23 protein-coding genes are annotated in these 25,051 nt (G+C 65.2%); 12 read left to right on the top strand and 11 right to left on the bottom strand.

Annotated features, from left to right (window positions below; genetic code table 11):
- Positions 1-80 precede the first annotated feature (80 nt).
- The 6 genes from P3T42_RS01025 to P3T42_RS01000 all read right to left on the bottom strand — a co-directional run bounded on the left by P3T42_RS01025 (position 81) and on the right by P3T42_RS01000 (position 6,367).
- The gene (locus P3T42_RS01025; protein ID WP_429304915.1) at positions 81-215 is read right to left on the bottom strand and encodes a hypothetical protein; all 135 of its coding nucleotides are present in this window, start codon (positions 213-215) and stop codon (positions 81-83) included.
- 39 nt (positions 216-254) lie between these two features.
- Positions 255-1,622 carry a 2-hydroxycarboxylate transporter family protein gene (locus tag P3T42_RS01020; protein ID WP_429304914.1) on the bottom strand — a complete coding sequence of 456 codons (1,368 nt, stop codon included), beginning with the start codon at positions 1,620-1,622 and terminating at the stop codon, positions 255-257.
- 44 nt (positions 1,623-1,666) lie between these two features.
- Positions 1,667-3,031, bottom strand: a complete 1,365-nt coding sequence (locus P3T42_RS01015) for a short-chain fatty acid transporter (RefSeq protein ID WP_429304913.1) — start codon at positions 3,029-3,031, stop codon at positions 1,667-1,669.
- Positions 3,032-3,171: 140 nt separating this feature from the next.
- Entirely contained in the window at positions 3,172-3,963 is a 792-nt protein-coding gene (locus P3T42_RS01010; RefSeq protein ID WP_429305244.1) for an amidohydrolase family protein, read from the bottom strand.
- A gap of 195 nt (positions 3,964-4,158) precedes the next feature.
- Positions 4,159-5,364 (bottom strand): CaiB/BaiF CoA transferase family protein, encoded by a 1,206-nt coding sequence (locus tag P3T42_RS01005; protein WP_429304912.1) that lies wholly within the window; start codon positions 5,362-5,364, stop codon positions 4,159-4,161.
- A 103-nt stretch (positions 5,365-5,467) separates the two neighbouring features.
- On the bottom strand, positions 5,468-6,367 hold the full coding sequence (locus P3T42_RS01000) for an HpcH/HpaI aldolase/citrate lyase family protein (RefSeq protein WP_074299286.1): 900 nt from the start codon (positions 6,365-6,367) through the stop codon (positions 5,468-5,470).
- A gap of 103 nt (positions 6,368-6,470) precedes the next feature.
- On the opposite strand from P3T42_RS01000, the gene P3T42_RS00995 reads away from it, so the two are divergent.
- Complete coding sequence (locus P3T42_RS00995) at positions 6,471-7,352, top strand: LysR substrate-binding domain-containing protein (protein ID WP_429304911.1); 882 nt, start codon at positions 6,471-6,473, stop codon at positions 7,350-7,352.
- A gap of 81 nt (positions 7,353-7,433) precedes the next feature.
- On the opposite strand, the gene P3T42_RS00990 is transcribed toward P3T42_RS00995, so the two are convergent.
- The 3 genes from P3T42_RS00990 to P3T42_RS00980 all read right to left on the bottom strand — a co-directional run bounded on the left by P3T42_RS00990 (position 7,434) and on the right by P3T42_RS00980 (position 10,068).
- Positions 7,434-7,934, bottom strand: coding sequence for an AAA family ATPase (locus tag P3T42_RS00990; RefSeq protein WP_429304910.1), 501 nt, complete (start codon positions 7,932-7,934; stop codon positions 7,434-7,436).
- 90 nt (positions 7,935-8,024) lie between these two features.
- Positions 8,025-8,999 carry a DnaJ C-terminal domain-containing protein gene (locus tag P3T42_RS00985; RefSeq protein WP_074299292.1) on the bottom strand — a complete coding sequence of 325 codons (975 nt, stop codon included), beginning with the start codon at positions 8,997-8,999 and terminating at the stop codon, positions 8,025-8,027.
- Between the two features lie 70 nt (positions 9,000-9,069).
- Positions 9,070-10,068, bottom strand: coding sequence for a zinc-binding dehydrogenase (locus tag P3T42_RS00980; protein ID WP_429304909.1), 999 nt, complete (start codon positions 10,066-10,068; stop codon positions 9,070-9,072).
- A gap of 110 nt (positions 10,069-10,178) precedes the next feature.
- On the opposite strand from P3T42_RS00980, the gene P3T42_RS00975 reads away from it, so the two are divergent.
- Entirely contained in the window at positions 10,179-11,126 is a 948-nt protein-coding gene (locus tag P3T42_RS00975) for a LysR substrate-binding domain-containing protein (RefSeq protein ID WP_429304908.1), read from the top strand.
- Positions 11,127-11,146: 20 nt separating this feature from the next.
- On the opposite strand, the gene P3T42_RS00970 is transcribed toward P3T42_RS00975, so the two are convergent.
- The gene (locus P3T42_RS00970) at positions 11,147-11,827 is read right to left on the bottom strand and encodes an O-methyltransferase (protein ID WP_074299298.1); all 681 of its coding nucleotides are present in this window, start codon (positions 11,825-11,827) and stop codon (positions 11,147-11,149) included.
- Between the two features lie 374 nt (positions 11,828-12,201).
- Here P3T42_RS00970 and P3T42_RS00965 point away from each other — a divergent pair, with 374 nt between their 5' ends.
- Both P3T42_RS00965 and P3T42_RS00960 read left to right on the top strand, forming a co-directional pair.
- Positions 12,202-13,692, top strand: a complete 1,491-nt coding sequence (locus tag P3T42_RS00965; protein ID WP_429304907.1) for a S41 family peptidase — start codon at positions 12,202-12,204, stop codon at positions 13,690-13,692.
- Between the two features lie 168 nt (positions 13,693-13,860).
- Positions 13,861-14,607: a glucose 1-dehydrogenase gene (locus P3T42_RS00960; protein WP_429304906.1), complete on the top strand. Its 747-nt coding sequence runs from the start codon at positions 13,861-13,863 to the stop codon at positions 14,605-14,607.
- A gap of 33 nt (positions 14,608-14,640) precedes the next feature.
- Here P3T42_RS00960 and P3T42_RS00955 read toward each other — a convergent pair whose 3' ends face one another.
- Positions 14,641-15,594, bottom strand: coding sequence for an AraC family transcriptional regulator (locus P3T42_RS00955; protein WP_429304905.1), 954 nt, complete (start codon positions 15,592-15,594; stop codon positions 14,641-14,643).
- A 280-nt stretch (positions 15,595-15,874) separates the two neighbouring features.
- Between P3T42_RS00955 and P3T42_RS00950 the strand changes: the two genes are divergently transcribed.
- From P3T42_RS00950 to P3T42_RS00915, 8 genes are all read left to right on the top strand, one after another.
- Complete coding sequence (locus tag P3T42_RS00950) at positions 15,875-16,717, top strand: oxidoreductase (protein WP_429305243.1); 843 nt, start codon at positions 15,875-15,877, stop codon at positions 16,715-16,717.
- Positions 16,718-16,901: 184 nt separating this feature from the next.
- Entirely contained in the window at positions 16,902-17,234 is a 333-nt protein-coding gene (locus P3T42_RS00945; protein WP_074299306.1) for a hypothetical protein, read from the top strand.
- Positions 17,235-17,384: 150 nt separating this feature from the next.
- The gene (locus tag P3T42_RS00940; protein ID WP_074299308.1) at positions 17,385-18,830 is read left to right on the top strand and encodes an NAD-dependent succinate-semialdehyde dehydrogenase; all 1,446 of its coding nucleotides are present in this window, start codon (positions 17,385-17,387) and stop codon (positions 18,828-18,830) included.
- A gap of 619 nt (positions 18,831-19,449) precedes the next feature.
- A complete protein-coding gene (locus P3T42_RS00935) occupies positions 19,450-20,427 on the top strand; it encodes an extracellular solute-binding protein (RefSeq protein WP_429305242.1) in 978 nt (325 codons plus the stop codon).
- A complete protein-coding gene (locus tag P3T42_RS00930) occupies positions 20,424-22,286 on the top strand; it encodes a diguanylate cyclase domain-containing protein (protein ID WP_429304904.1) in 1,863 nt (620 codons plus the stop codon). The genes P3T42_RS00935 and P3T42_RS00930 overlap by 4 nt, the downstream gene beginning before the upstream one ends.
- Before the next feature lie 158 nt (positions 22,287-22,444).
- Entirely contained in the window at positions 22,445-22,897 is a 453-nt protein-coding gene (locus tag P3T42_RS00925) for a MarR family winged helix-turn-helix transcriptional regulator (RefSeq protein WP_074299312.1), read from the top strand.
- Between the two features lie 190 nt (positions 22,898-23,087).
- Positions 23,088-23,651, top strand: a complete 564-nt coding sequence (locus P3T42_RS00920) for an isochorismatase family protein (RefSeq protein WP_074299314.1) — start codon at positions 23,088-23,090, stop codon at positions 23,649-23,651.
- Between the two features lie 99 nt (positions 23,652-23,750).
- A complete protein-coding gene (locus tag P3T42_RS00915) occupies positions 23,751-25,034 on the top strand; it encodes an MFS transporter (RefSeq protein ID WP_429304903.1) in 1,284 nt (427 codons plus the stop codon).
- Positions 25,035-25,051: the final 17 nt, after the last annotated feature.

The raw sequence follows: 25,051 nt of genomic DNA, 5'->3' as shown, positions 1-25,051 counted from the left end.
TCCGCAGACAAAACGTACTTAAATACGCCGGCAATCGCAAGGTGCGGAGCGAAGCTTCGATTGAATGTTCGATAGCGGCGTCAGGCCAGCCTTGCCTTGCGCGGCGACCGGAACGGCACTTCACCCGGCATATCCAGAACGAGGCGGCCAAACTCCTGCACCGCCAGGGTTTTATCGCCCTTGCCCCACAGCAGCCGGAATTCGGCCTCCGGCAAGGGCGGCAAGCCATTCGACAACGCAAAACCCGCCCGCCTTCACCGCAGAAACGCAAACGCCGCCAGCGCCGTCATCACCGTGATGGCGCCGCCGATGCGGGTCGCGATCTGTGCAAACGGCATCAGTTCCATCCGGTTGGCGGCGGTCAGGATCGCGACGTCGCCTGTGCCGCCGAGGCCGCTATGCGTCGCATTGACGATCGCCGCTTCCACCGGATACATGCCCACCAGCCTGCCGACGAAAAAACCCGTCATGACGAGTGACAGCACCGTCGACACCGCCGTGACGATATTCACCCAGTGGAACGCGGTGACGATTTCGCCCCAGGGCGTCATCGCGACGCTGATGGCGAACATCAGCGGATAGGTGACGGCGCTCGAAAAGAACCCGTACATGAAGCGCGCACCGCCCTGAACGCGCGGCGACACCACCTGGAACAACTGGGCGGCGACCACCAGCACGAGCATCACCACCGGTGCGGGCCAGTCGAACCATTGATGCGCCAGCACGCCGAGCAGATATAACGCGATCGCCGTTGCTCCGGCTGCGGCAACCGAACTGACGTCGAACTCGAACGACGGCGGCGCCGGTTGCACGGCCTCGTCGTCCGCTTCCGCCACGGTCAGCCGCCCGTGGCCGGTCCACTTTGGCCGGCGGCCGCCGAGATAGCTCAGCAGGCCCGCACAGCAGATCGCGGCGATATTGCCGAGCATCACCGCCGACAACACCTGAGCGAACAGCGGCCCTTGCGCGACGCCCATGATCTGGGCATAGCCCGCCGAGAGCGGCAGCGCACCCTCGCCGACGCCGCCCGCCATGATCGGCACCACGACGAAAAAGAGCGCGTGCTTGAAGCCGAGTCCCAGCGCGCCGCCCACAGCCGTGCCGACCAGCGCCGCCACCACCGAGCCGCTCGCCACCGGAATGAAGATGCGCACGAAGCCTTTGATCAGCGTCTGCCGATCCATGCTGAGCACACTGCCGACGATGATCGCCGCGATGAACAGGTACAGGAAGTTCGAGCGGTTCGTAAAGTCCGTCACCGCCTTCACGATGGGCAGCGGCATCAGCTTGTAGTACACCAGCATCGACGGAATGAAGGCCGCGAAGATCGAGGTTGCGCCGATGTGGCGAATCCACGGAATGCGCTTCGCCAGTTCCGCGCAGGTAAAACCGCCGACCGCGACGAGTGCGATGCCGGTCGGCAGGTCCGAAGCCAGTTTGCCCTTGAGGGTCATCGCGCCGAGCACGGCAATCAGCAGCAGATACACCGGCACGGGCAACGCCCCGACACGCCGGTCGAAAATCGCCCACCAGCGGTCCCTGAAGGTGTGCGCCGGCAATGGCGCTGCCTGGGTGCCGCCGCCTGGCGTGGATACGGTGCTGTGATGCGCGGCTGATTTCATCTGCCTGGGTCTCCTCATCTCTCTATATGGATCAATCGTGCGCGTCAGACCAGCAGCAACAACGCTGCGCCGTACACGATGGCGCCGACTACGAACGTCATCACCGTAAAGCCGAGTACGCGCTGCACGCCGATTCCGGCCATCGCCACCACCGGCGCCGCCCAGAACGGCTGCATCATGTTCGACACCTGCTCGCCCATCGCGACGGCCATCGTCGTGGCCGGCACCGGCGCGTGCAAGGCCAGCGCCGCCGGCACCACGAACGGACCCTGCACGGCCCAGTGCCCGCCGCCGCTCGGGATAAAGAACGTGACGATCAGCGAACACACATAGCTCCAGAACGGCAGCGTGTGGGCATTCGAAATCGCAATGAAGAAGTGCGAGATCACATCGGGCAGTCCGGTCGCATCCATCATGCCCATGATGCCGCCGTACAGCGGGTACTGCAGCATCATCGAACCGGTCTGCTTTGCGGCGTTCTTGACGGCATCCGCATAGGCCAGCGGATAGCCGTGCAGGATCACGCCCGCAATGAACATGACGAAGATCACCGCGTTGACGCCCGAGAAGGCCAGGTGCTGCGCATAGGCCAGCACGAAAAACGCCACGCCCGCCACGCCGATAAACGCGCTGCCCAACCACGAATACTCGATCCAGCGCGCAAAGCTCAGCTTGCCCTGCGGCTTTTCACGCACGGGCGCGTCGGGGTGCTTTTCCGTATCCAGCACGACCGCATCCGCATCGTTCGGCTTGAGCAGCGCGAACACGAACGGCATTGCGACCAGCATCACCAGGGTCGGCACCAGATTGAAACGCGTGAACACCGTCGCGCTGAACGGCAGCACCTGGCCGGTCAGCTTCTGCACAACGTTCATGGAACTGCCGGGCGTCGATTGTGCGAGTGCAATCGAACTCGAAATGCCGCTTGCCCACACCACCCATCCCGAGAAACCGGCCGCGACGATCCAGGCGAAATCGACGCGCATGCGCTTGGCCACTTCGCGCGCGAGCAAGGCGCTCACCACGAGGCCGAGTCCCCAGTTGCAAAACGATGCGACGGCCACCAGCACGAAGGTCAAGGTGGCGGCCTGCGCCGGCGTGCGCGCGAGCGACACCAGCGCCTTGAAGACGCGCTGCACGGGCGGCGCGTGAGCGAAGGCGTGGCCGGTGACGAGCACCAGCGTGATCTGAAACGCGAAGGTCAGGATATCGAAGAATCCCTTGTACCAGCCGCCGACCAGCCGCCCCACCGACGCATGCGGCGCGAACACCGCCGAGATCGCGGCCACCAGGACCGTGATCAGGATCGCGAGGACGAACGGGTCGGGAATGGTCCGCTCGAACAGGCGGATCGTCGCTTCGGTAAAGCTCGGTCTGCGTACCGGCGTGGCCGCGGTGTTGGGTTTCATGTAGTCCGGTCTCCTGAGATTCGTTGTGGCCCACGCGTTCGCTGCGCGTGAGGGTTGCAATGGGTTTTTTTGTGTCCGTTTTTTGGCTTGTGACGCGTGGCTGGTTATTCGTGACCCATGCCGGCGCCGCAGCCGTTCGCTCAGGCCGCGAAGCCGTACAGTTGCGCCGCGTTGTCGACGAGGATGCGGCGCCGCACGAGGTCGTCATCGGTCCAGTCGGCCAGCAGATCGAACAGGTCCGCGTCGTCGGGCTTGCGCGTTTCCGTGGTGTGCGGCCAGTCGCTGCCCCATACGACCCGCTCCGGCAACGCGGCGATCCATGCGCGGGCCGTCGGCGTCACATCCGTATAGCCGCCTTCGAGACCGACCGCCGAATCCAGATACGGGCCCGACAGCTTGACCCACACCCGGCCGTTGTCGGCCAGCCCGCGTACCACGTTGAAGGCGGGATCGGCGCTGGCGGCGGGCAACGGCAGCCGCGCCAGATGATCGAAGACGAGCGACGACGGCAGGCGCGCCAGCATGGCTCGATGCTCGACGATCTGCGCCGCTGTCCAGTGCAGTTGAACATGCCAGCCCAGTTCGGCGGCGCGGCGCGCGAGCGGCTCGACCATCGCGAAGCTGACCACGGCGTGCTCCGGGGTGTACAACGTGAAGCGAATACCGCGGATGCCGCCTGCGTGCAGCGCGGCGAGTTCGGTGTCGGTGACGTCGGGCCGCAGGACGGCGACCCCGCGCGCATGCCCGGCGCCAAGTTGCCGGATCGCATCGAGCGTCACGCGATTGTCGGTCACGTAAGTGCGCGGCGTGACGATCACCGTGCGCTGGGTGCCGAGACGCGTCTGAACCGCACGATAGTCGTCGACCGTGGCGCCTTCGACGAAGCCCGCGCCATCGCCGGCAGCGAGAAAGCGCCGGTCGTAGATATGCATGTGCGCATTGCACGCGCCCGCGGGCGCGGCGATGCGTGGGCGCTTGCCGTCAGCCGCGTGCGCACGGGTCGAACCGTTCACGCCGTCCACACCGTCCACTTTGTTGGCCTCGTCTCGAGTGTCCATCGATCGTCTCCGTTTTTTTCTCTATGCCGGCTACTTCGTCCGTCGGCTTATAGCGTCAACACGCCACCGTCACAGCACCGCGCGTTGCGCACGCAACGCCTCGATCTGCGCGTCCGTCAGGCCCGCATCCTTCAGGACCGCATCGGAATGCTGGCCGAACCCCGGCGCCGCGGCCGGCAAAGGCGCAGGCGTCGCGCCGAAGCGGATCGGCTGCCTGAAGCCGCGATAGCGGCCCACCCCAGGATACTCGAAGGTGCTCACCATGTCCTCGGCGAGCACTTGCGCGTCGTCGAACATGTCTTCGACGCTGCGCGCGGCCGCGCACGGCACCGCATCGCCGAAATGCGCTTCCCATTCGAACGCCGTCCGTGCCTGCAGCGCCGCGTGGAGTTGCGGAATGATCTCATCGCAATGCAGCGCGCGTTTGCGCACGCTGTCATAGCGCTCGTTCTGCGCGAGCGCATCCAGTCCGGTCTTCTCGCACAGCGCCTGCCAGAAATGCGGCGTGTTGGCCGAGATGTAGAGATAACCTGCGCGCGTCGGATGAATGCCGGTGATGCCGCCCGAGCGCATGTCGCGGCCGATCTCTTTCGGCTCGCCGTCGGCCCAGATCATCCGCGCGGACTGCATGGTCAGCGCGCTGCGCAACAACGACACGCCGACATACTGCCCGGCCCCCGTGCGCTCGCGCTCGAACAGCGCCGACGACACCCCCGCCGCCACCAGCGCCGCCGCGTAATAATCGACCACCGAGCCGTACAGTATCTCCGGCGGCCCGCCGTGTTTGCCCTGCATCGCGCACATGCCGGTCATGGTTTGCAGCACCTGGTCGTAGCCGGCCTTGTCCTTGTTGGGCCCCGTGTCGCCGTAGCCGGTCACCGCGCAATAGATCAGGCGCGGATTGACTTCGCGCAGTTGCTCGTAGGCGATGCCGAGCCGGGCCGGCACGCTCGGACGGAAGTTGTGCACCAGCACGTCCGCCTGTTCGACGAGGCGCAGCAGCACCGCGAGCGCTTCGGGTTGCTTCAGGTCGAGCGCGAGGCCGCGCTTGCCGCGGTTGATGCCGAGAAACGCGCGGCTTTCGGCTTCGAGCGTCGACGGATATTTGCGCAGGTTATCGCCCGAGGGCGGTTCGATCTTGATGACGTCGGCGCCCTGGTCGCCGAGTAGCGTGCATCCATAGGGGCCGGCGATGTAGGCGCTCAGGTCGAGCACGCGTACGCCTGCGAGCGGGCCGGTTGCGTCGGAGCGCACTGACTGCGGCGAGCGTTCCATGAGAGTCTCCGTATTGATCCAGTGTGTGGCGTGTGAACTGTGGGGTGATGTGCGAATGAAGCCCGGAATGAGGCGCGAAACGAAGTGCGAAACGAAGCGCGCTTCAGCGTCCGGCATCGAGCGCGGCATGCTGGGCGCTGGTGAGCAGTCCCATTTGCCGCGCCTGGCCCACCAGCACCCGGGCCCGCTCGACAAACGGCGGGTCGATCATCCTGCCGTCGACCACATAGGCCCCCACGCCCTTCTCGTCGGCGTCACGCGCGGCTTCGACGACGCGCACCGCGTGCGCGATCTCGTCGTCCGACGGACGAAACACTTCGTTGGCCAGCGCGACCTGGCTCGGATGAATGCAGCTCTTGCCGAGAAAACCCATGGCGCGCGCCATTTCTGCTTCCTCGCGAAAACCGGCTTCGTCCTTGATATTGGCGAACGCGGAGTCGTAGGCGAACACACCCGCTTCCCCTGCCGCGATCCGCAGCGCGAACATCGCCTGACGGATTGCCGAGAGATCGCGCCGCGCCATGCCGAGCGGTTCGAACAGATCGCCGAGGCCGAGTTGCAGGCCGGCTACCCGCGGATGCGCCCCGGCCAGTTCCGCGGCATGGCGGAAGGCTTTGGGCGATTCGATATTGAGCAGCAGCCGGATCGGCGTGGTCACGCCGTTGGCCTGCTCGGCGCGCTCGAGGGCCGCGGCGGCGACGCGGACATCGTCCACGCTCGAGGGCTTCGGCAGATTGATGAGGTCGAGACCGGGGCGCACAACCGCGTTGAGATCGGCCGCGAAATGCGGCGTATCGAGCGCGTTGACGCGAACGATCAGCACCTTGCCGGTATCGGCCACGGCGTCGGACAGCAGCAGCTCACGCAAAGCGAGCCGCGCCTGCGGCTTGCGTTCGGCGGCGACCGCATCTTCGAGATCGAACGACAACGCGTCCGCCGCGCTCGCGAGCGCCTTGGCGAACAGCTCCGGCCGCGACGCCGGCACGAACAGCTTGCTTCTCATGTCTCCAAATCCTGGTTCTGATTACCTGAAACCAGTCTACGTGCGAGTGAGATTTAGATAAACTATTCGCACCTATCTTCAAACCATAGCAAATCTATCTTTTATGGACATCGAATTCCTCGCCAATCTGCTGCTGGTGGTCGACAGCGGCTCGATGGCCGAAGCGGCCCGCCGCGTCGGCGTGACGGCGGCGGCCGTCGCGCAGCAGGTCCAGGCGCTAGAACGGGAATTGGGCGTACCGCTGCTGGTGCGGGCGGGGCGCACGGTCATTCCGACTGAAGCGGGGCATCGCGTGATCGAGCGGGCGCGCGGCCTGGTTCGCGAGTTTTCCGACCTCAAGGCGTTTGCGCTGAAGGGGGAAGCGGCCGGCGAATTGCGTATCGGCACCATCACCACGGCTTTGCTGAGCCTGATGCCGGATGTGCTCGCGCGCTTTGCCGCGGTGTTTTCGCAGGTAAAGGTTCTGATTCGCGCCGGCACCTCGATGGAACTCTACGAAACGCTGCTGCGCGGCGAGCTCGATGTCGCAGTTTGCCTGCACCCGGCGTTCACGTTGCCGAAGGCCTACGACTGGCATCTGCTGCGGGAAGAGCCGCTGGTAGTGCTGTCGCCTGCCCGCTTCGCCGCAGACGATCCCCATGAACTGCTGCGGCGCGAGCCGTTCATCCGCTACGACCGCTCGCTCGGCGGCGGCAAACAGGCGGATGCTTACCTGCGGGCGGCGCGCATCGCCCCGCGTGAATTGTTCGAGCTGAATTCGCTGATGGCGATCGCCATGATGGTCGATCGCGGTCTCGGTGTGTCGCTGGTGCCCGATATCGTCTCGCCGCTGACCGCGGGGCTTGAGGTCGCGAAGCTGACGTTGCCCGTCAAAACGGAGCCGCGCCGCTTCGGGGTGGTGTGGCATCGCGGATCGCCGCGCGCGCATCTGATCAGGGGACTGCTTCAATGCGCCGACGAGGCGCTGGTTCAAAGCGATCGCTAAGGTACCGGTGTGATTCAGGCGTGCCCGAGAGAAACGAATCCTTACGTACGCCAAAGCATTCGACCGAGCCAGCGCAGGAGATCAGACCGACAACCCGCGGATAATCGTTTCAACGGCCTGCTCGACCGACACCTTGCCGGTGTCCACGACGAGATGCTGCGATTCCCACGGATCATATTGACGTTCGAGCACGCTCTGCCATGTCGGCAGCGTGTGGCCAGGGATATCGGCCCCCCGCCCTTCTACTCGCTGACGATGCGCCGTTGCATCGGAACAGATCAAATCAATCTCGACGATCCGCGCACCTGCCTCACGCGCCACGTTTCGCCAGGCGCTGCGCGTGATCTCCAACGCGTTGACCGAGTCCGCGACGACAGTCAGCCCAAGACGGAGATTGTCGGCCGCAACGGCATACGCGGCCAGATAACCGGCGGGTCCGATATCGGCCCCGCTGCTCCCTGACGCGAGGAAGGCCTGCTCCAGCGTATCGACGCGCAAATACACCGCAGCGAGCCGGCGAGCAAGCGCTCGCGCGACCGTAGTCTTGCCGGTGCCCGGCAGTCCTGCGAAAGCAATCAACATGTTCGATGCCCGATCAGGATGGTTAGCCTCGCGGCCGTGATGCGGTGTGTGTTTAGTCACGACTTGCCTGCACCTGCAGCACGCCGACGGCTAGCTCTCCTGCACGGCGCGCCGCTGCGCATCCGCAAACATCGCGCGCAGCCGCTCCCGCTCGTCGCCGCTCAAATGCGACACCGCAACCGGCATCGCCAGCACCAGTTGCAGCGTCAGGTCGCCCCGCAAGCCGTTGCGGTCCGTGAGCCCATGGCGGGACAAACGGATCGTGCTGCCCGGGTGCGCATTCGGCGGAATCGACACTTGCTGCGCACGGCCCAGGATCTGCGCTTCGAAGCTGCCGCCAAGCGTCGCCGTGACGAAATCGACCTGAATCTCACAGGCGAGATTCAGCCCGTTGCGACGAAACCCCGCGCCGCACACAATCGCGACCGAGAAGATCGCGTCGCCGAACGGACCGCCATTCGCCCCGGGATGGCCGCCGCCTTCGACGACCAGACGCTGACCGTCCCACGCCCCGGCCGGAACCATGACGGTCTCCGACTTGCGGTAGGTCGCGATACCCGAGCCGAGACAGATCGGGCACCCGTCGCCGGCCAGCGGACGCCCCGTTCCCGCACACGCACTGCAGCGCGCGCCCGACAGCGACTGGCCGCTGCCGTAACAGCGCGTGCACTCCGTGGCGCGTTCCTGACATTGACGGCATGGCCCGTTCACCGCGTAGCTCACTTCGACCGCGCCGCCGTGAATGGCCGCTTCGAGCGGCACAAACAGTTCGACGAGACAGTTCGCACCGCGCATGCGCGGCCCGCTGCGTTGCTCGCGCGAGCGCGCCTCGTGCTCGCGCTCGTCGCGCGACGCCGCCGGCTCGAAGACCGGCGGCTTGCGCTTGCCGGTCAGGATCTCGAACGCCTCCTGGATGCGCTTGAACGCCGGCTCGACGCTGGTCTCGCGCCCCTTGTTGCGGTCCGGGTGGTACTTCGCCCTCAGCCGCCGGTAGGCGCGTTTAACGTCGGCGGCTGAGGCCGTGCCCGGCAGTTCCAGGCGCCTGTAGTATTCCTCGAGGCTCACGCGTTTTCCCGTGTTCTTTCTGATATCGCAAGTCTATCAAGAAGGAAGCGTCGGGATGATGGCGCCGCACTCAGGCGACGAGGACGGCCTTGGTCCCGTCAGGCGGCCCGTAAACCATGGCCGCTTCGATCTGCTCGTAACCGAACGTCTTGCCGATGCGCGTCGTAAACATCGGATCGTCGATCACGCCTTCCAGTACTCTTAGCGCGGCCACGAGCTGCGCCGGCTCCTTCACCGTCCTGGTTTCGAAATTGCTGAAGCGCCTCATGGTCAGGTTCTTCATCATGAAGAGCACGGACGGGATGGAGATCGGCGTGCTTCCCGCCAGAAAGCCGTAGATATAGACGGTCGAGTTCATCGGCAGGCTGGGGGCGATCTTTCCCAGCAGCTCGCCGCCCACGCCCTCGAATACCGCCGTCGTCCCCAGGTCGGCGGCCAACGCGCCGAGCGTGTCGGTGAAACCCTCGTCTGTCACGAGTACATGTTCTACGCCCAAAGCACAGAGCGCCTCGCGCGCCGCCTCGTTGCGCACGAGGAAAATCGCCGGTACGTTGCGTTGGCGCGCGAGTGCGGCGAGAGCATGTCCCGTCGCCGAATTTCCGGCCGTGACGATCACTCCTTTATGGCCGGCTTCAGCGATCTCTTCGAGAAAGGCATAGGCCGTCATCACGTTGACGAGCGAGCCGCAATAGTCCCTCGCATCCACCTGCTCCGGCAGAATCAGGCAACTCGTGTAGGGTACATGCGCCCGCTCGCACCACAGCCCAACACTCTCGGGACTTCTGGCAAGCGAGCGGTAAATCGCCACCTGTCTGCCCGCATAGTCCGCGGGGACGCCCGCCCCCACCGCGACCACCCGGCCCGCTCCCGACGCGCCCCACACGTCGTACTGACCGAGCGCCAGCGGGTTGCCCGCCGCCCTCGGCATTCTCAGGAACGTCCTGTCGCCATGGTTGATCGCCGAGGCCGCCATGTCGACCAGCACATGGCCCGGCGCTGGCTCGTGCGGGGTCGGGATGTCGCGAACTTCCAGCTCGCGCTCAGGCGTCACACAAATCGCTTTCATCATTCAGCTCCTTCGGTTTCGGTATCGGTGATTGCGCAGCCCGTACGATAGGCAACTTCATCCATTGCCGAAACGCCGCTTCAGGACATACCATCCATTCCACTCTGGAATTGATGCTGCGAGCCTCTATGGACCGGTTGGATGCGATTCGCCTGTTTGTGCGCCTTGTCGAATGCGGCAGTTTCTCTGCCGTGGGACGCGAGGCGGGGATTGGACAGCCTGCCGTCAGCAAGCAGATCGTGGCTCTGGAGCGGCACCTGGGCGCGCAGCTCGTGTTGCGTACCTCGCGCCAGGTCGTGATCACGGAAACGGGGCAAACCTTCTACGAGTCGGCCAAGCAACTGGTGGACGACTTCGACGCACTGGAGTCTTCCGTAGGCGAGCGGCAGCAGTCGCCACGCGGCGTGATCCGCATCAATACCGCGCCGGCGCACGGTCGGCTTTGGGTGACGCCGCTGCTCCCCGAATTCTTGCGACGCTATCCCGATGTCGCGGTCGAACTGTCGGTCTCGGAGCGGCAGGTCGACATGGTGGGAGAAGGTGTCGATCTCGCGATCCGTCATGGGCAACTGGTGGACTCCTCGCTCACCGCGCGCAAATTGTCCGAGACCGATTTCATCCTGGCTGCAAGCCCTGGCTATCTGGCGGCGCGCGGTGTGCCGACCCGTCTTGCCGAACTGGACCGGCACGCCTGCATCGTCTTTGCGAAAGGCCGTGAGCGCCGCCCCTGGTCGTTCAAGGTCGGGCAGGAAACGGTCTCTTACGTGCCGCACGGTTCGGTGTTGACCGGCGACGCCGAACATATTCGCGCGGCGGTGCTGTGCGGTCTGGGCGTTGCTCAGGCGCCGTTCTGGCTGCTGGCCAATGAGATCCGTTCCGGCGAGGTGCAGGTCCTGATGCCGGAACTGCAACCCGAGCGGTTACCGGTCCATCTCGTCTATCCGGCGGGCCGGCGAATACCGATGCGGGTGCGGGTGTTCATCGACTATCTGGTCGAGGCGTTCGAGCGTCCTGAAGCGCCGCCGTTGCGGGCGAAGAAAATCAGGCACGTTGCGTCCTGACCGCCCCACCTCGGCTCGACTCAAAACACCTTGACGGACAGCAACGTACCGCCTTTGATCGGCACGTTCATCGACACGAAGCCGTTGGCCGGATCGCGGACAAAGTCGACATAGTCGGACTCGCCGTTGTCGTTCATCAGGAAGCCGCCTATGCGGATCTGCGGCGCCACGACCTCGATGACCTGGCGCGCGAGCGACGGTCCCGATCCTGACGGCCAGCCGTCGATCAACGCGAAATCAACCGGGCCGCCAAGATCCTTGAGCGTCTCGCGGCCATCGCCTTCGCGAATCTCGGCGTAGTACGCAAGGCCGGCTTCGGCAAGGTGACGTCTGGCGGTGACGACCTTCGAATGAACCAGTTCCGAACCGATCACCGTGCCGCCGCCGTTGTCGCGCAGCGCCGCTGCGAAATAGAGCGTCGAGAGTCCGACCGAGGTCGCGAACTCCACCACCCGGGTCGCGCGTATCGCACGGCACAGCAGATAGATCAGATCGCCCTGGGCGGGGAAGATGGAAAATCCGTAGTCCGCATAATCTTCAGGATCGCAGCTCGGATTCGCACGTGGACCGCCGTCGTCGGGATAGCGTTGCGACGCCCACACCCGATCGATCACCTCGTTGACCTGGGCATCCTGAAGCGGACTGGGGCCGTTGGCATTGCGGGTCTCGCGGAGAAACTTCTCGATCTCGTCGATATTCATGATTGAGCCTTCTGGTGAAGAGGGAAATGAATCTCGGGTCCAACAACCGGGAGCGTGCTGCACCCTGAGAACGAAGACGTTCCACGCGCGAAAATATTGTGGGCAAAGGCGACATGCGATAATGCGAGCTCTCTCAGGTTCTGGCACGGCCCTCGGAATAGCCAGAATCTTTAGCCGACCGCGTTAACCGGTCGGCTTTTTTTCGAGTGTTTGTCTAGTGCAGTTGTCCGATGGGTCTGCGGTTCCGTCTTCGCCACCCGGCGTGATCTTTATCGGCGGGCCCGATCGACACGCGCCCCCAACATGCCCCACGATTGCGAAACGAAAATAGCTGCGGTACTGTGGAGAACTGTCACGCACACCGGATCGTCATCATGCGGAAATTGCCCTGTCTCCTCGCCTTGAGCATGACGTTCGGCACCGCCGCCATCCTGCCCGGGTTCGCGTCCGCCGCCCAGCCGCCCTCCGCTCCGTTGCCGCTCGACCAGTTGAGACTCTTTGCCGAAGTGTTCGGCCAGATCAAGCAGGAATACGTCGAACCCGTCGACGACGACAAGCTGCTGACCGCCGCGATCAAAGGCATGGTGTCGAGCCTCGATCCGCATTCAGCGTATCTGGACAAAACAGACTTTCGCGATTTGCAGGAACAGATCACCGGCCGCTTCGCCGGCATCGGCATCGAAACCAGCGCGGAAGACGGACTCATCAAGGTCATCGCGCCGATCGACGACACGCCCGCGTTTCGCGCCGGCATCCGTCCCGGCGACCTGATCACGAGCATCGACGACAAACCGGTCAACGGCATGACGCCCGATCAGGCGTCGGCGCTGATGCGCGGCAATCCGGGCACCAAGGTCACGCTCACCCTCTATCGCAAGCGCGAAGACCGGACCTTCCCGCTGACCGTCACGCGCGCCGTCATCAAACTGCAGAGCGTGAAAACGGCCATGCCGGCGCCAGGCTACGCTTACGTGCGCATTACGAGTTTTCAGGAGCACACGACGCCCGACCTGGCGGCGCGGCTCAACACCATCGCGCATCAGGAGCCGAATCTGAAGGGCCTGATTCTCGACTTGCGCAATAACGGCGGCGGCCTCGTGGAAAGCGCGGTCGGCGTGGCGGGCGCTTTTCTGCCGCGCGATTCGATCGTCGTCACCACCAACGGCCAGGTCGAGTATTCGAAGCGCGCCTATCGCGACACCTACGCGTACTACCGGCTGTCGTCCTTTAACAGCGATCCGCTGCTCAACGAGCCGGCCATCTTCAAGACCGTGCCGATGATCGTGCTGACCAACGCCTATACGGCCTCGGCATCGGAAATCGTGGCGGGCGCGCTGCAGGACGCGCATCGTGCGGTGATCCTCGGCAAGACCACCTTCGGCAAGGGCTCGGTGCAGACCTCGGTGCCGTTGACCTCGAACACGGCCTTGCGCCTGACGACCGCGTACTACTACACCCCGAGCGGCCGTTCCATCCAGGACATCGGCATCCGTCCGGACGTTCCGGTCGACCAGTACGCCGACGGCGACCCCGACGACGCGCTCGTGACGCGCGAAGCCGATTATCCGAATCACCTCGCGAACATCCAGGATCCGAACGAAAAGAAAGAACTCCAGGCGCGCCAGCAGGACCGCGTCGAACAATTGCGGCTGCTCGAAGAACGCAGCGACAAGGAGACGCCGGAACAGCGTCAGAAGGATCGCGACCGCGCGCCGGTGGAATTCGGTTCAAGCGACGACTTCATGCTGCAGCAGGCGCTGAACAAGCTGCAAGGCAAACCGGTGCTGGAATCGAAAGCGCTGCTCGAGCGGCGTCTCGCGCAAAGCGACGCGTCGGCATCGCAGACGGAGCCGGTTGAGCCCTGAGGCTCGTCGCACCACGTCATTGTTCGCCAGTTCCGTCCAATGAATTCGCCGCGAGCGCAATGATCTCTCGCGGCCGATCGACTACAGTCCTTTCAGCCCTACTCTCTTTGCACCTGCGGGAAACCTCTCGCCGATGCTCCGATGTACTCCCCCTGAAAGGATTCAGTCATGAGCAAGCTCACCGGCAAAGTCGCCGTCGTCACCGGCGCATCGAAAGGGATTGGCGCAGCCATCGCTAAAGCGCTCGCCGCGGAAGGCGCGTCGGTTGTCGTCAACTACGCCTCCAGCCAGGCAGGCGCCGATGCAGTCGTCGCCACCATTACCCAGGCCGGCGGCAAGGCGGTCGCGGTACGCGGCGACGTCTCGCAGGCCGCCGATGCACAAGGCATCATCGATGCCGCCATCGAAACCTATGGACGCCTCGACGTGCTCGTCAACAACTCGGGCGTCTACGAGTTCGCGCCGATTGAAGGCATCACCGAAGCGCATTTCCACAAGCAGTTCAACGTCAACGTGCTCGGGCTGCTGCTCACCACCCAGGCCGCCGCGAAACACCTCGGCGAAGGCGCCAGCGTCATCAACATCGGCTCGGTCGTCAGCCGCGTCACCCCTGCGGCCAGCGCCGTGTACACGGGCACCAAGGGCGCGGTGGATGCGATCACCGGCGTGCTGGCGCGCGAACTCGGGCCGCGCAAGATTCGCGTCAACAGCATCAATCCCGGCATGGTGGAAACCGAAGGCGCGACGAGCGCGGGCTTTATCGGGTCCGATATGGAAACCGCGCTCGTGACTCAGACGCCGCTCGGACGCGTCGGTCAACCCGAAGACATCGCGAAGGTCGCGGTGTTCCTCGCCTCGGACGACGCCGGCTGGCTGACGGGCGAGCAACTGCTGGCGGGCGGCGGCTTGCGTTAAGCGCACCACGCGGCAGCCATCGCGTTTCGTCGCTCAATGCGACGAGACGTAGATGGAACCGGGCGCAGCCTCGGGAAGCGCGAAACTCTGCTTCATCCGGTCGGCTTCTTCGACGGGGCTGCGCCCGAACAGGCGTTTGAATTCGCGGCTGAACTGCGAGGCGCTCTCATAGCCCACCTGCACGCACGCGACGGCCGCCGTCACATCGTTTCTGACCATCAGCAGACGCGCCTGGTGCAACCTTGTCGACTTCAGATATTGCATCGGCGAAGTGTTGGTCACCGCCCTGAAGTGCGCGTGGAACGACGGCACGCTCATGCTCGCCTCCATCGCCAGTTGTTCGACGCTGAGCGCTTCGCCGAAGCACTGGTGGATCTTGCGCAGCGCTTTCGAAATCTTGCCGAATTGCCCCTGACGCGTCAGCGCGGCCCGCATCGACGCCCCCTGCTCCCCGGTCAGGACGCGAAAGTAGATTTCGCGCACCAGCGCCGGGCCGAGCATCTCCGCCTCCAGCGGCACACTCATCGCTTCGAGAAAGCGCAGTACCGACACACCGAGTCTGGCGTCGAGCGGGGTCGACATCATGCCCTTCGGACGACCGGCGGGCACGCTATCGTGCCGTTCGTCGAGTTGCAGCATCAGGTCGGCGGCGAGGTTGAAATCGAGCCGGAAATAGATGGCCAGCATCGGCTCGGCCTCGCTGGCGTCCGTCTCCATCGAAAACGGGACGGGCACCGCAACGGCCAGATAGTGCTGCGCGTCATACAGATAGACCTCGTCGCCGAGGAAGCCGCGCTTGCGGCCCTGACACACGATCACGATGCCCGGATCGTACAGCACCGGCGTGCGCGCGAGCGGCCGGTTCGAGCGTAGAAAACGCACGTCGGGCAACGCCGTCAGGTTGTATCCCTCAACCGGGGTCAGCGCGTCGAGCAACGCCACCATACGTCGCTGCGTGCGTGTCCAGTCGTCGTCTGCGAGAGTCATGCGGGCCCTTTTGCGCGTTTTTTCGCGTTCCTGCCAGCCTGCAATGTGCCATTTGCACCGACAGAAATCTACCGGCTCATAGGATCAGGCAAGCAAGACAGAAGAACCGGCATTCGCTTCGGCCGGCGCGGCTCCTAAGATGCAAAGCGAGTTCCGGTTGGACAACGCCTTTGCCGGCGGCATGCGTATGCCTTGCCTGCCTGTGCACCGTGCCGCGCTGCGGCACCCCGAGCCGGACTCGCCACCGATGATGATCGACAAGCGAAAGGACGACCCCACCATGAGCCACACTCCCCGTAAAACCTTCCTGATTACCGGCGTCAGCTCCGGTTTTGGCCGCGCTTTCGCAGAGGCCGCCTTGAACGACGGCCATCGCGTCGTCGGCACGGTGCGCGGCGACGCCGCGCGGCAAGCCTTCGAAGCGCTGGCCCCCGGTCGCGCGCATGGCATCGTGCTCGAGCTGACCGAGTTCGATGCGATCGCCCCGGCAATCGATAGGATCACTGATCAAGTCGGCCAGATCGACGTGCTCGTCAATAACGCGGGCTATGGCTACGAAGGCACGCTCGAAGAGTCGCCGCTCGCCGATCTGCGCCACCAGTTCGACGTCAACGTCTTCGCCGCCGTCGCGATGATCAAGGCGGTGCTGCCCGCCATGCGCACGCGCCGCGCGGGACACATCGTCAACGTCACGTCGATGGGCGGCTTCATCACCATGCCGGGCATCGCCTACTACTGCGGCAGCAAGTTCGCGCTCGAAGGCATTTCCGAGTCGCTCGCCAAAGAAGTGGCCGGTTTCGGCATCAAGGTCACGGCGCTTGCGCCGGGCTCCTTCCGGACCGACTGGGCCGGCCGCTCGATGGTCCGCGCGGGCCGCAGCATCCCCGACTACGATGCGCTGTTCAGCCCGATCCGCGCGGCGCGCGAGGCGAAGAGCGGCAAGCAGTCCGGCGACCCGGCCAAAGCCGCGCAGGCGCTGCTGAAGCTCGTCGAAGCCGAGGACCCACCCGTGCACCTCCTGCTTGGCAACGATGCGCTCAACCTGGTCCGGGAAAAACTGGCCGCGCTGGGTGACGAAATCACGGCCTGGGAGGCCGTGTCGCGCTCCACCGACTTCGACTGACGCACACCGGTTGCGCCAGGCTGGCCGGTCGGCGAACCGGCGGCTCCGGCGCGCACGTCTGCCGGTCTGACAACCGGTTCGGCCCGCTTATCGGTAAACTAGGGGGTTTGGTTCGATGCTTCCGCGCCAGGCGACACGCTCGCCCGCCGCAGAAACGTCGTTCCGCTCACCACAGGATTTCGGAATGAAGCGAGTCGTCGTATCCGCCGCGCTGGCGGTTTGCCTGGCGCAGCCGGCCATGGAAGCCATGGCGCAGACCGTCAGCGATCAATGTTTTGCGCTCGGCGATATTGCCGGGCAGGTCGCGTCGTGGCGCACGCACAAGAAGACGAAAGCGCAGGCGCTCGACCAGGCGGCCAAGTACTACAAGGACAACGCCGACCGCCAGGCTATCAACGCCATCATCGACCGGATTTACAGCCAGCAAGGCCCGGGCATGACACCCGACCAGGCCAGCATGATCGCGACCGCCGACTGCGCCAACCACCAGAACACCGCCCCGTCGCCCGCGCAATGATCGCCTCGCCTCATCCCGGCGGCGGCCCGCGGCTGCCCCCGCAGCCTGTGCCGCCGGCCACAATCGGCTAAGATTGAACAATCCGCAGCCCATCTCCGGCCGCCGGCACACTGTCGCGGCCACTCGCCCTACCCATCAGAGGAACCCAGCATGGCTACATCGAGCTATACCGATACCCGACTCCTGATCAATAACGAGTGGTGCGACGCCGCCAGCGGCAAAACCCTCGAGGTCATCAACCCCGCCACCGGCAAGCCGATCGGCAAGGTGGCCCACGCCGGCATCGCCGATCTGGACCGCGCACTCGCCGCCGCGCAAAAGGGCTTCGAAGCCTGGCGCAAGATCCCCGCCAACGAGCGCGCCACCGTCATGCGCAAGGCCGCCGCCCTGGTGCGCGAACGCGCCTCGGACATCGCGCGCCTGATGACCCAGGAGCAAGGCAAGCCGTTCGCCGAAGCCCGCGTTGAAATGCTGTCGGCCGCCGACATCATCGAATGGTTCGCCGACGAAGGCCGTCGCATTTACGGCCGCGTAGTGCCGTCGCGCAATCTGGCCGCCCAGTCGCTGGTGCTGAAGGAACCGATCGGCCCGGTCGCCGCCTTCACGCCGTGGAATTTCCCGGTCAACCAGGTGGTGCGCAAGCTGAGCGCGGCCCTGACGAGCGGCTGCTCGTTCCTCGTCAAGGCGCCGGAAGAAACCCCGGCATCGCCCGCTGCCCTGCTGCAGGCGTTTGTCGAAGCCGGCGTGCCGCCCGGCACGGTGGGTCTCGTGTTCGGCGACCCCGCTGAGATCTCGAGCTACCTGATTCCGCATCCGGTCATCCGCAAGGTCACCTTCACCGGTTCGACGCCGGTCGGCAAGCAACTGGCCGCCCTCGCGGGCCTGCACATGAAGCGCGCCACCATGGAACTGGGCGGCCACGCCCCGGTGATCGTCGCGGCGGACGCGGATGTCGCGCTGGCCGTCAAGGCCGCCGGCGGCGCCAAGTTCCGCAACGCGGGCCAGGTCTGCATTTCGCCGACGCGCTTTCTGGTCCACAACAGCATCCGCGAAGAGTTCTCGCAGGCGCTCGTCAAGCACGCTGAGAGCCTCAAGCTCGGTGACGGCCTTGCCGAAGGCACCACGCTCGGGCCGCTCGCCAACGCGCGCCGCCTCACGGCCATGGCCAAGGTGCTCGACAACGCCCGCGCCACCGGCGCGACGGTCGCCACCGGCGGCGAGCGTGTCGGCACGGAAGGCAACTTCTTTGCGCCGACAGTGCTGACCAACGTGTCGCTCGAAGCCGACGTGTTCAACAACGAACCGTTCGGCCCGATCGCGGCGATTCGCGGCTTCGACTCGCTCGAAGACGCGATTGCCGAGGCTAACCGCCTGCCGTACGGTCTCGCCGGCTACGCCTTCACGAAGTCGTTCGCCAACGTGCATCTGCTCTCGCAGCAGCTTGAAGTCGGCATGCTGTGGATCAATCAACCGGCCACGCCGACACCGGAAATGCCGTTCGGCGGCGTCAAGGATTCGGGCTATGGTTCCGAAGGCGGCCCTGAAGCCGTGGAAGCGTATCTGGTGACGAAGGCTGTGACGGTGATGTCGTCCTGATGGGTTAGCGGACCTAACGGTCGGCAACGGCCCGCAGATCCAGTTAGCGTCATCCGCCAGGAAGTGCAGGCGGCCCCTCGCGGGGCCGCTTTTTTTTTGTCTTCGCGCTGTGACCTCAGCTAGTCCACCGACATCCGCGCGATGCTTGCCGTGAAGTTACTTTCTGAAACATCCACCACGCCTTCACGACTAAAGATATCGTCACAGGGGCCGATATGCAGACGAGAGGCGCGCTCGCCGATGTTCCGCGAAACGATGTCGGACCGGATTCGGATTGCGAGTATGAGCGGAGCGCGCAACGACCTTCGCAAAAAGCGAACAGCAGATCAGTGTGATCTCAGCCGGGCCTGGTTCGACATTGTCAAATGCAGGGCGAAGCGAGCGACGTCGCGATGCAAATGCTCGAATTCGGGTGCATGATGCTGGGCGGCACTGATCCCGTGTACACGCTTGCCAAAGGACCGATGACATGCACTGGGGCCCCCGGTTTTTCTCGCGGCGAACGCCCCGATCCGTTAGGACACCGGCGAATTCGCCGCGCATCACCTGGCGCGCATATCGCGTCTTGTTGCAGCTCCCGCTGCTGGTATGCGGCTGCCTGTTCGCGACCGCCCCGGCGATGGCGGAGGATACCGTCCTGCGCGTGCTGGCGTGGCCCGGCTACGCCGATCCCGATGTCGTGAAGGCTTTCGAGGCGCGCTTTCATGCCAGGGTGGAAGTGACGCTGGTCGATTCCGATGAAGCGCTATGGGACAACCTGCATGCCGGCCACACGCCTCCGTTCGACGTGCTCGCCGCCAACACGGCCGAAATCCAGCGCTACACGCAAGAGAACATGCTGGCCCCGCTCGACCTCGCGCAGATTCCGAATACGCGACGCCAATTACCGCGTTTCCAGGCGCTCTCGTCAATCAACGGCCTGACCGCAGGCGGCAAGGTCTACGCGATTCCGTTCACCTACTCGTCGATGGGTTTGATCTACGACCGCAAGCAGATCGCGGTGGCGCCGACCTCGATGACCGAGCTATGGAATCCGCGCTATCGCGGCAAGGTACTCGACTTCAACAGCGCGCAGCACAATTTCTCGTTCGCGGCGCTTGCGCTCGGCTATCCCGATCCGTTCCAGCTCAGTCCCGCGCAAACCCGCGCGATCGCCCTCAAGCTGGTCGATCTGCGGCGCAACCTGCTCACCTACTACACCTTGCCCGAGGAGGCGACGGCGTTCTTTGTCCATCACAAGGCCGCGCTGATGTTCGGCAACTACGGCACCCAGCAGCTCGCGCAGTTGCGTCGGGCGGGCGCGGATGTGGGCTACGTGATCCCGAACGAAGGCGCGCTCGCCTGGCTCGACTGCTGGGCCATGACGAGTGCGACCGCGCATCGTCCGCTCGCGCTCGCGTGGATCAACTACATGCTCGAACCGGAGGTCAGCGCGCTGCTGATCCAGCGCCAGGGCCTCGCCAATACGTTGACGCCCTCGCCCGAGAGCAACGTCAACGCGCATCTGGTCTGGATCCGTCCCGTGGCCGACGTGCAGCGTCGCGAAACCCTGTGGAGCAAGATCGTTTCGGGCGACCTGCCGGAGACCTTCAAATGATGCGTCCCGGTCTGACCTTCAAGCTGTCGCTGCTGCTCGCCTGCATCGGTGTGATCGCCTCGGGCACAACGGGGTTCTACGCGTACCACGCCAACCGCACGATGCTCGTGAACGAAGCCGAGCAGAATCTGCTGACGTCCACCGAGTTGCTCGGCCAGCGCTTTTCGGTGGCGATCCAGGACGTGGCCGCCGATGCCGAGGTGCTCGCCACCTTGCCGTCGGCCGCGCGGGTCGCCCAATCCGACGACGGCTCGGGCACCAATGCCTCCCGCGAGCGCCTGGCGAAGGTCTTCGGCAGCTTCATGGCGAATCACCCCGAGTATCTGCAGATCCGCCTGATCACACGTCAGCACTACGGACTCGAGTTGATCCGTTTCGACCGCAACGCCCAGAGCGCGGTACGGGTCGAGACAAGGGCGCTGCAGGAAAAAGGTCAGTTTGCCTACGTGTTCGACACGCTCGCGCTGCCGCCGCGCGGCATCTATATCTCGCCGATCACGGTCAATCACGAGCACGGCGCGCATTCCGCCGAGGGCAAGCCGACGCTGCGTCTCGGCACGCCTGTGATAGCCGCCGACGGCAGCGTGGTCGGCGTGGTGGTGCTCGACGTGGACCTCGCGAGCCTGCTCAGGGTGTTGCAGGTCGACTTGCCGCGCGACTACCAGGTGTATCTCGCGAACGAATGGGGCGATTTCCTGATCCACCCGGATGCGGCGCAGACCTTCGGTTTCGACCGGGGGCGGCGCATCCTGATGCAGGATAGTTTTCCGGCAACCGTGCCGCTCTTCGACCAGTCGAAAAGCAATGTGCTGATGAACGGTCTGGTGCGGCCGCAGCAGGCCGCGGGGCATGTGCTGGCGTTCATCCGCAAGCCGTTCGGCGTGGCGGACGGCAACCGTTTCGTCGTGCTCGGTCTCGCCAAGCCGCTCTCGGACGTGCTGGCCGGCGCCACGCTGCTCGGCGACCGGATTGTGCGCATGGTGCTGGTGTCGAGCGTGCTTGCGTTCCTGCTGGCCATCCTGTTCGCGCGGGCGCTGACCCAGCCGTTGCACATGCTCGCGCATGCGGCCACCCATTTCTTCGCAGACCATACGATGGGCGCCCTGCCGCTCAGGCGTACTGACGAAATCGGCGTGCTGGCGCGTGGCTTCGACCGGATGCGCCGGGAAATCCGCTCGCAACTCGACGTCCTGCATCACAGGCAACACGAGCTGGTTCATCTCGCCAGTCACGATGCCTTGACCGGCCTGCCCAACCGGATGATGTTCGCCGACCGGCTGGAGGCCGCGATTCACGAGGCAGCGGCGGCGGGCGAACGGCTCGCGGTGCTGTTCGTCGACCTCGACCGCTTCAAGCAGATCAACGACCAGTACGGCCACGCCGTCGGCGACCGCGTGCTGGCCACCGTGGCGCGTCGTCTGCAAGCGGTGCTGGCCGAGGGCGAGTCCGCGGGCGATATGGTGGCGCGACTCGGCGGCGACGAATTCATCGTGCTGGTCAAGGGCGCCCGCTCGACCGATGCGGCGCCGGGAATTGCCGCCAGCATCATCCGCGCCCTGAACGACACGCTGCTGATCGATGGGCAGCCGATGCTGGTCGGCGCGAGTATCGGCATCAGCCACTACCCGGCCGACGGCACCTCGGCCGAAGCGCTGCTGCTCAACGCCGATGCCGCCATGTACGCCGCCAAATCGGGCGAGCACGTTTCGTGGCTGCACTACCAGGACGTGCTCGAGGCACGCAGACGCACGGCGCGCTCGCCAGGCGCCGATGAGCGCGACAGCCCAACGGACAGCGACGACGACTCCGACCGCCTCGAGCCGGGGTCGGGCGTGGGCAACCCGGACACGGTGCAGTGAGCGGGGCGTAGCCCCTCGCGAGGTGCCGGTGCAAGGCCGGCGCAGGCTTCATGCTTGACTCGCGCCCAACTATGAAGGTAACCTTAACAGGTGGCCTTCCTAATTTCCGCCTGGCCGATTGTGCCCCCCCATTCCCCGTTCTCCTGGACCAGCCAGACATGAGCGATTCCCCTGCTGACCCCGAAGCCGCCCGCGCACTGGCGCTGGCCGGCGAGTTGCGCGTCGTCATCGGCCAGTTGAAACGGCAACTGCGCGAGCAGTCGAACTTCGGCGATCTGAGCTGGACGCAGGTGCGCGTCCTCTCCCGTCTCGATCGCGAGGGGCCCGCCACCGTCACCGCGCTGGCCCGGGCCGAAGGCATGCGCCCCCAGTCGATGGGCGAAACGGTTACCGCCCTGAAGGCGGCCGGTTTCGTGAGCGGCGCGCCCGATCCGGCCGACGGGCGGCAAACCGTTCTCTCGCTCACGCCGTCCTGTGCGGAGGCGATCCGCAGCGGCCGGGCCGCGCGCGAAGACTGGCTGTTCCGCGCCATTCGCGCGAAACTCGCGCCGCCCGAGCAGGCGCAACTGGCGGGCGCCGTCGAACTGCTCAAACGGCTCGTCGAGACTTGAGCCTGTTGTTTGCTGGTGGCCTCGCCGCGGCGGCAGGTCCGTTGTCCCACGGCGCGACGGTGGTCAAGCTACCCAGCCGCGAGTGGCGGAGAACCCCCTGCGGGTCCATGCGAACCGCATCCGTCCATCCTCTAACCTCCGGCCGCCCCATTTCGGAGCGGCCTCAGCCTCACCCCTCAAGGAGTCCATCATGGCAGTCACCACGCTCGACCCGAAGACCGCACTGATCGTCATCGATCTGCAAAACGGCATCCTCGCGCTTCCCACCGCGCACCCGACCGATGAAATCGTCAAGCAAAGCATCGTGCTGCTCGACGCGTTCCGCGCCCGCAAGCTGCCGGTCGTGCTCGTCAACGTGGCCGGCGGCGCGCCGGGCCGCACGGAACAGGCGCGTCACAGCGGCGCGTTCCCCGCAGGCTGGACCGACCTCGTCCCCCAACTGAACCAGCAGCCCGAAGACCACCTGGTGACCAAGCACACGTGGGGCGCATTCGTCGGCACCGGCCTCGAACAGCACCTCAAGGGTCTCGGCGTCACGCAGGTGGTGATCGTCGGCGTGGCGACCTCGATCGGCGTCGAATCGACCGCGCGCCAGGCGTACGAACTGGGCTTTAACGTCACGCTCGCCACCGATGCGATGACCGACCTCAACGCCGACACCCACCACAACGCGGTCACGCGGATTTTCCCGCGGCTCGGCGAAACCGGCACCGTCGGCGAAATCGTCGCGCTGCTCGGCAAGACCGGCGCGTGAGCGGCCCGGCCACGCAGCAAACGCACGCACGCCTGGGCCCGAGTTCGGCTTCGGCTTCAACCTCGGCTTCAGGTTCACGCAAGCTTCAAGGATAGTCCGGTGAAAGGCACCTTCCGCTCGCTGAGCGGCTTCAACTACCGGGTCTGGGCAGGCGGCGCACTCGTCTCGAACGTGGGCAGCTGGATGCAGCGGACGGCGCAGGACTGGCTCGTCCTCACCGAGCTGACCCACAAGAACGCGACCGCCGTCGGCATCGTGATGGCGCTGCAGTTCGGGCCCATGCTGCTTCTGCTGCCGCTGACCGGTTATGCGGCCGACCATCTCGACCGCCGCAAGCTCCTGTTCGTGACCCAGGCGGCGATGGGAGGCCTCGCCCTTGGGCTCGGCCTGCTCACCGTCACCGGGCTCGTGAAGTTGTGGGAGGTGTACCTGTTTGCGTTTCTGCTTGGCTGCGTCACCGCATTCGACTCGCCGGCACGGCAGACCTTCGTCGCCGAACTGGTCGGCGAGGAGGATCTGTCGAACGCGGTGGCGCTGAATTCCACCTCGTTCAACGCCGGGCGCATGATCGGCCCGGCCGTGGCCGGCGTGCTGATCGCGTCGGTCGGCACCGGCTGGGTGTTCCTCATCAACGCGGCTTCGTTTGCGGCGGTGCTCGGCTCGCTGAAGATTCTGCGCGTCCACGAACTGCACCATAAACTCAAGGCGCACCGCGCACGCGGGGGCTTTGTCGACGGCTTCCGTTATGTGTGGAAACGGCCCGATCTGAAGGCGCTGCTGCTGATGCTGTTTTTGATCGGCACCTTCGGGCTCAACTTCCCGATCTTTATCTCCACCATGTCGGTCACGGCGTTTCATGCCGGTGCGGGTCAATACGGACTCCTGACCTCGACGATGGCAATCGGATCCGTCACGGGCGCGCTGCTGGCTGCGCGGCGGGCAAAGCCCCGTTTGTCGCTGTTGCTGGTGAGCGCCGCCCTGTTCGGATTCGGCTGCACGCTCGCCGCATGCATGCCCACCTACGGGCTGTTCGGACTCACGCTGGTCGTCATCGGCATATGCACGCAGACCTTCACGACGTCGACCAATAGCCTCGTCCAGCTATCCACCGAGCCGGCCATGCGCGGCCGGGTGATTGCGATTCTGCTGGCTATCGCGTTAGGCGGCACGCCCTTGGGCGCGCCGATTGTCGGCTGGGTCGCCGATCATTTCGGACCGCGCTGGGCGCTCGGCGTCGGCGCCGCTTCCGGCTTCGCCGCGGCGCTGGTCGGTCTTCACTATCTGAAGAAGTATCGCAATCTGCAGGTGCGTTTTGCCGGCTGGCGCGTTCATGCGAGCGTGGATGGGCTGGAACCGGCGGGCGCGGTGCCGCCCAGTGCGTAAGCTGCTGCGGCGCGCTT

Origin of the sequence: Paraburkholderia sp. GAS38 (assembly GCF_050434965.1) — a bacterium.
GTDB classification, from domain to species: Bacteria; Pseudomonadota; Gammaproteobacteria; order Burkholderiales; family Burkholderiaceae; genus Paraburkholderia; species Paraburkholderia phenazinium_A.
This window is presented reverse-complemented; position numbering and strand designations above follow the sequence as displayed.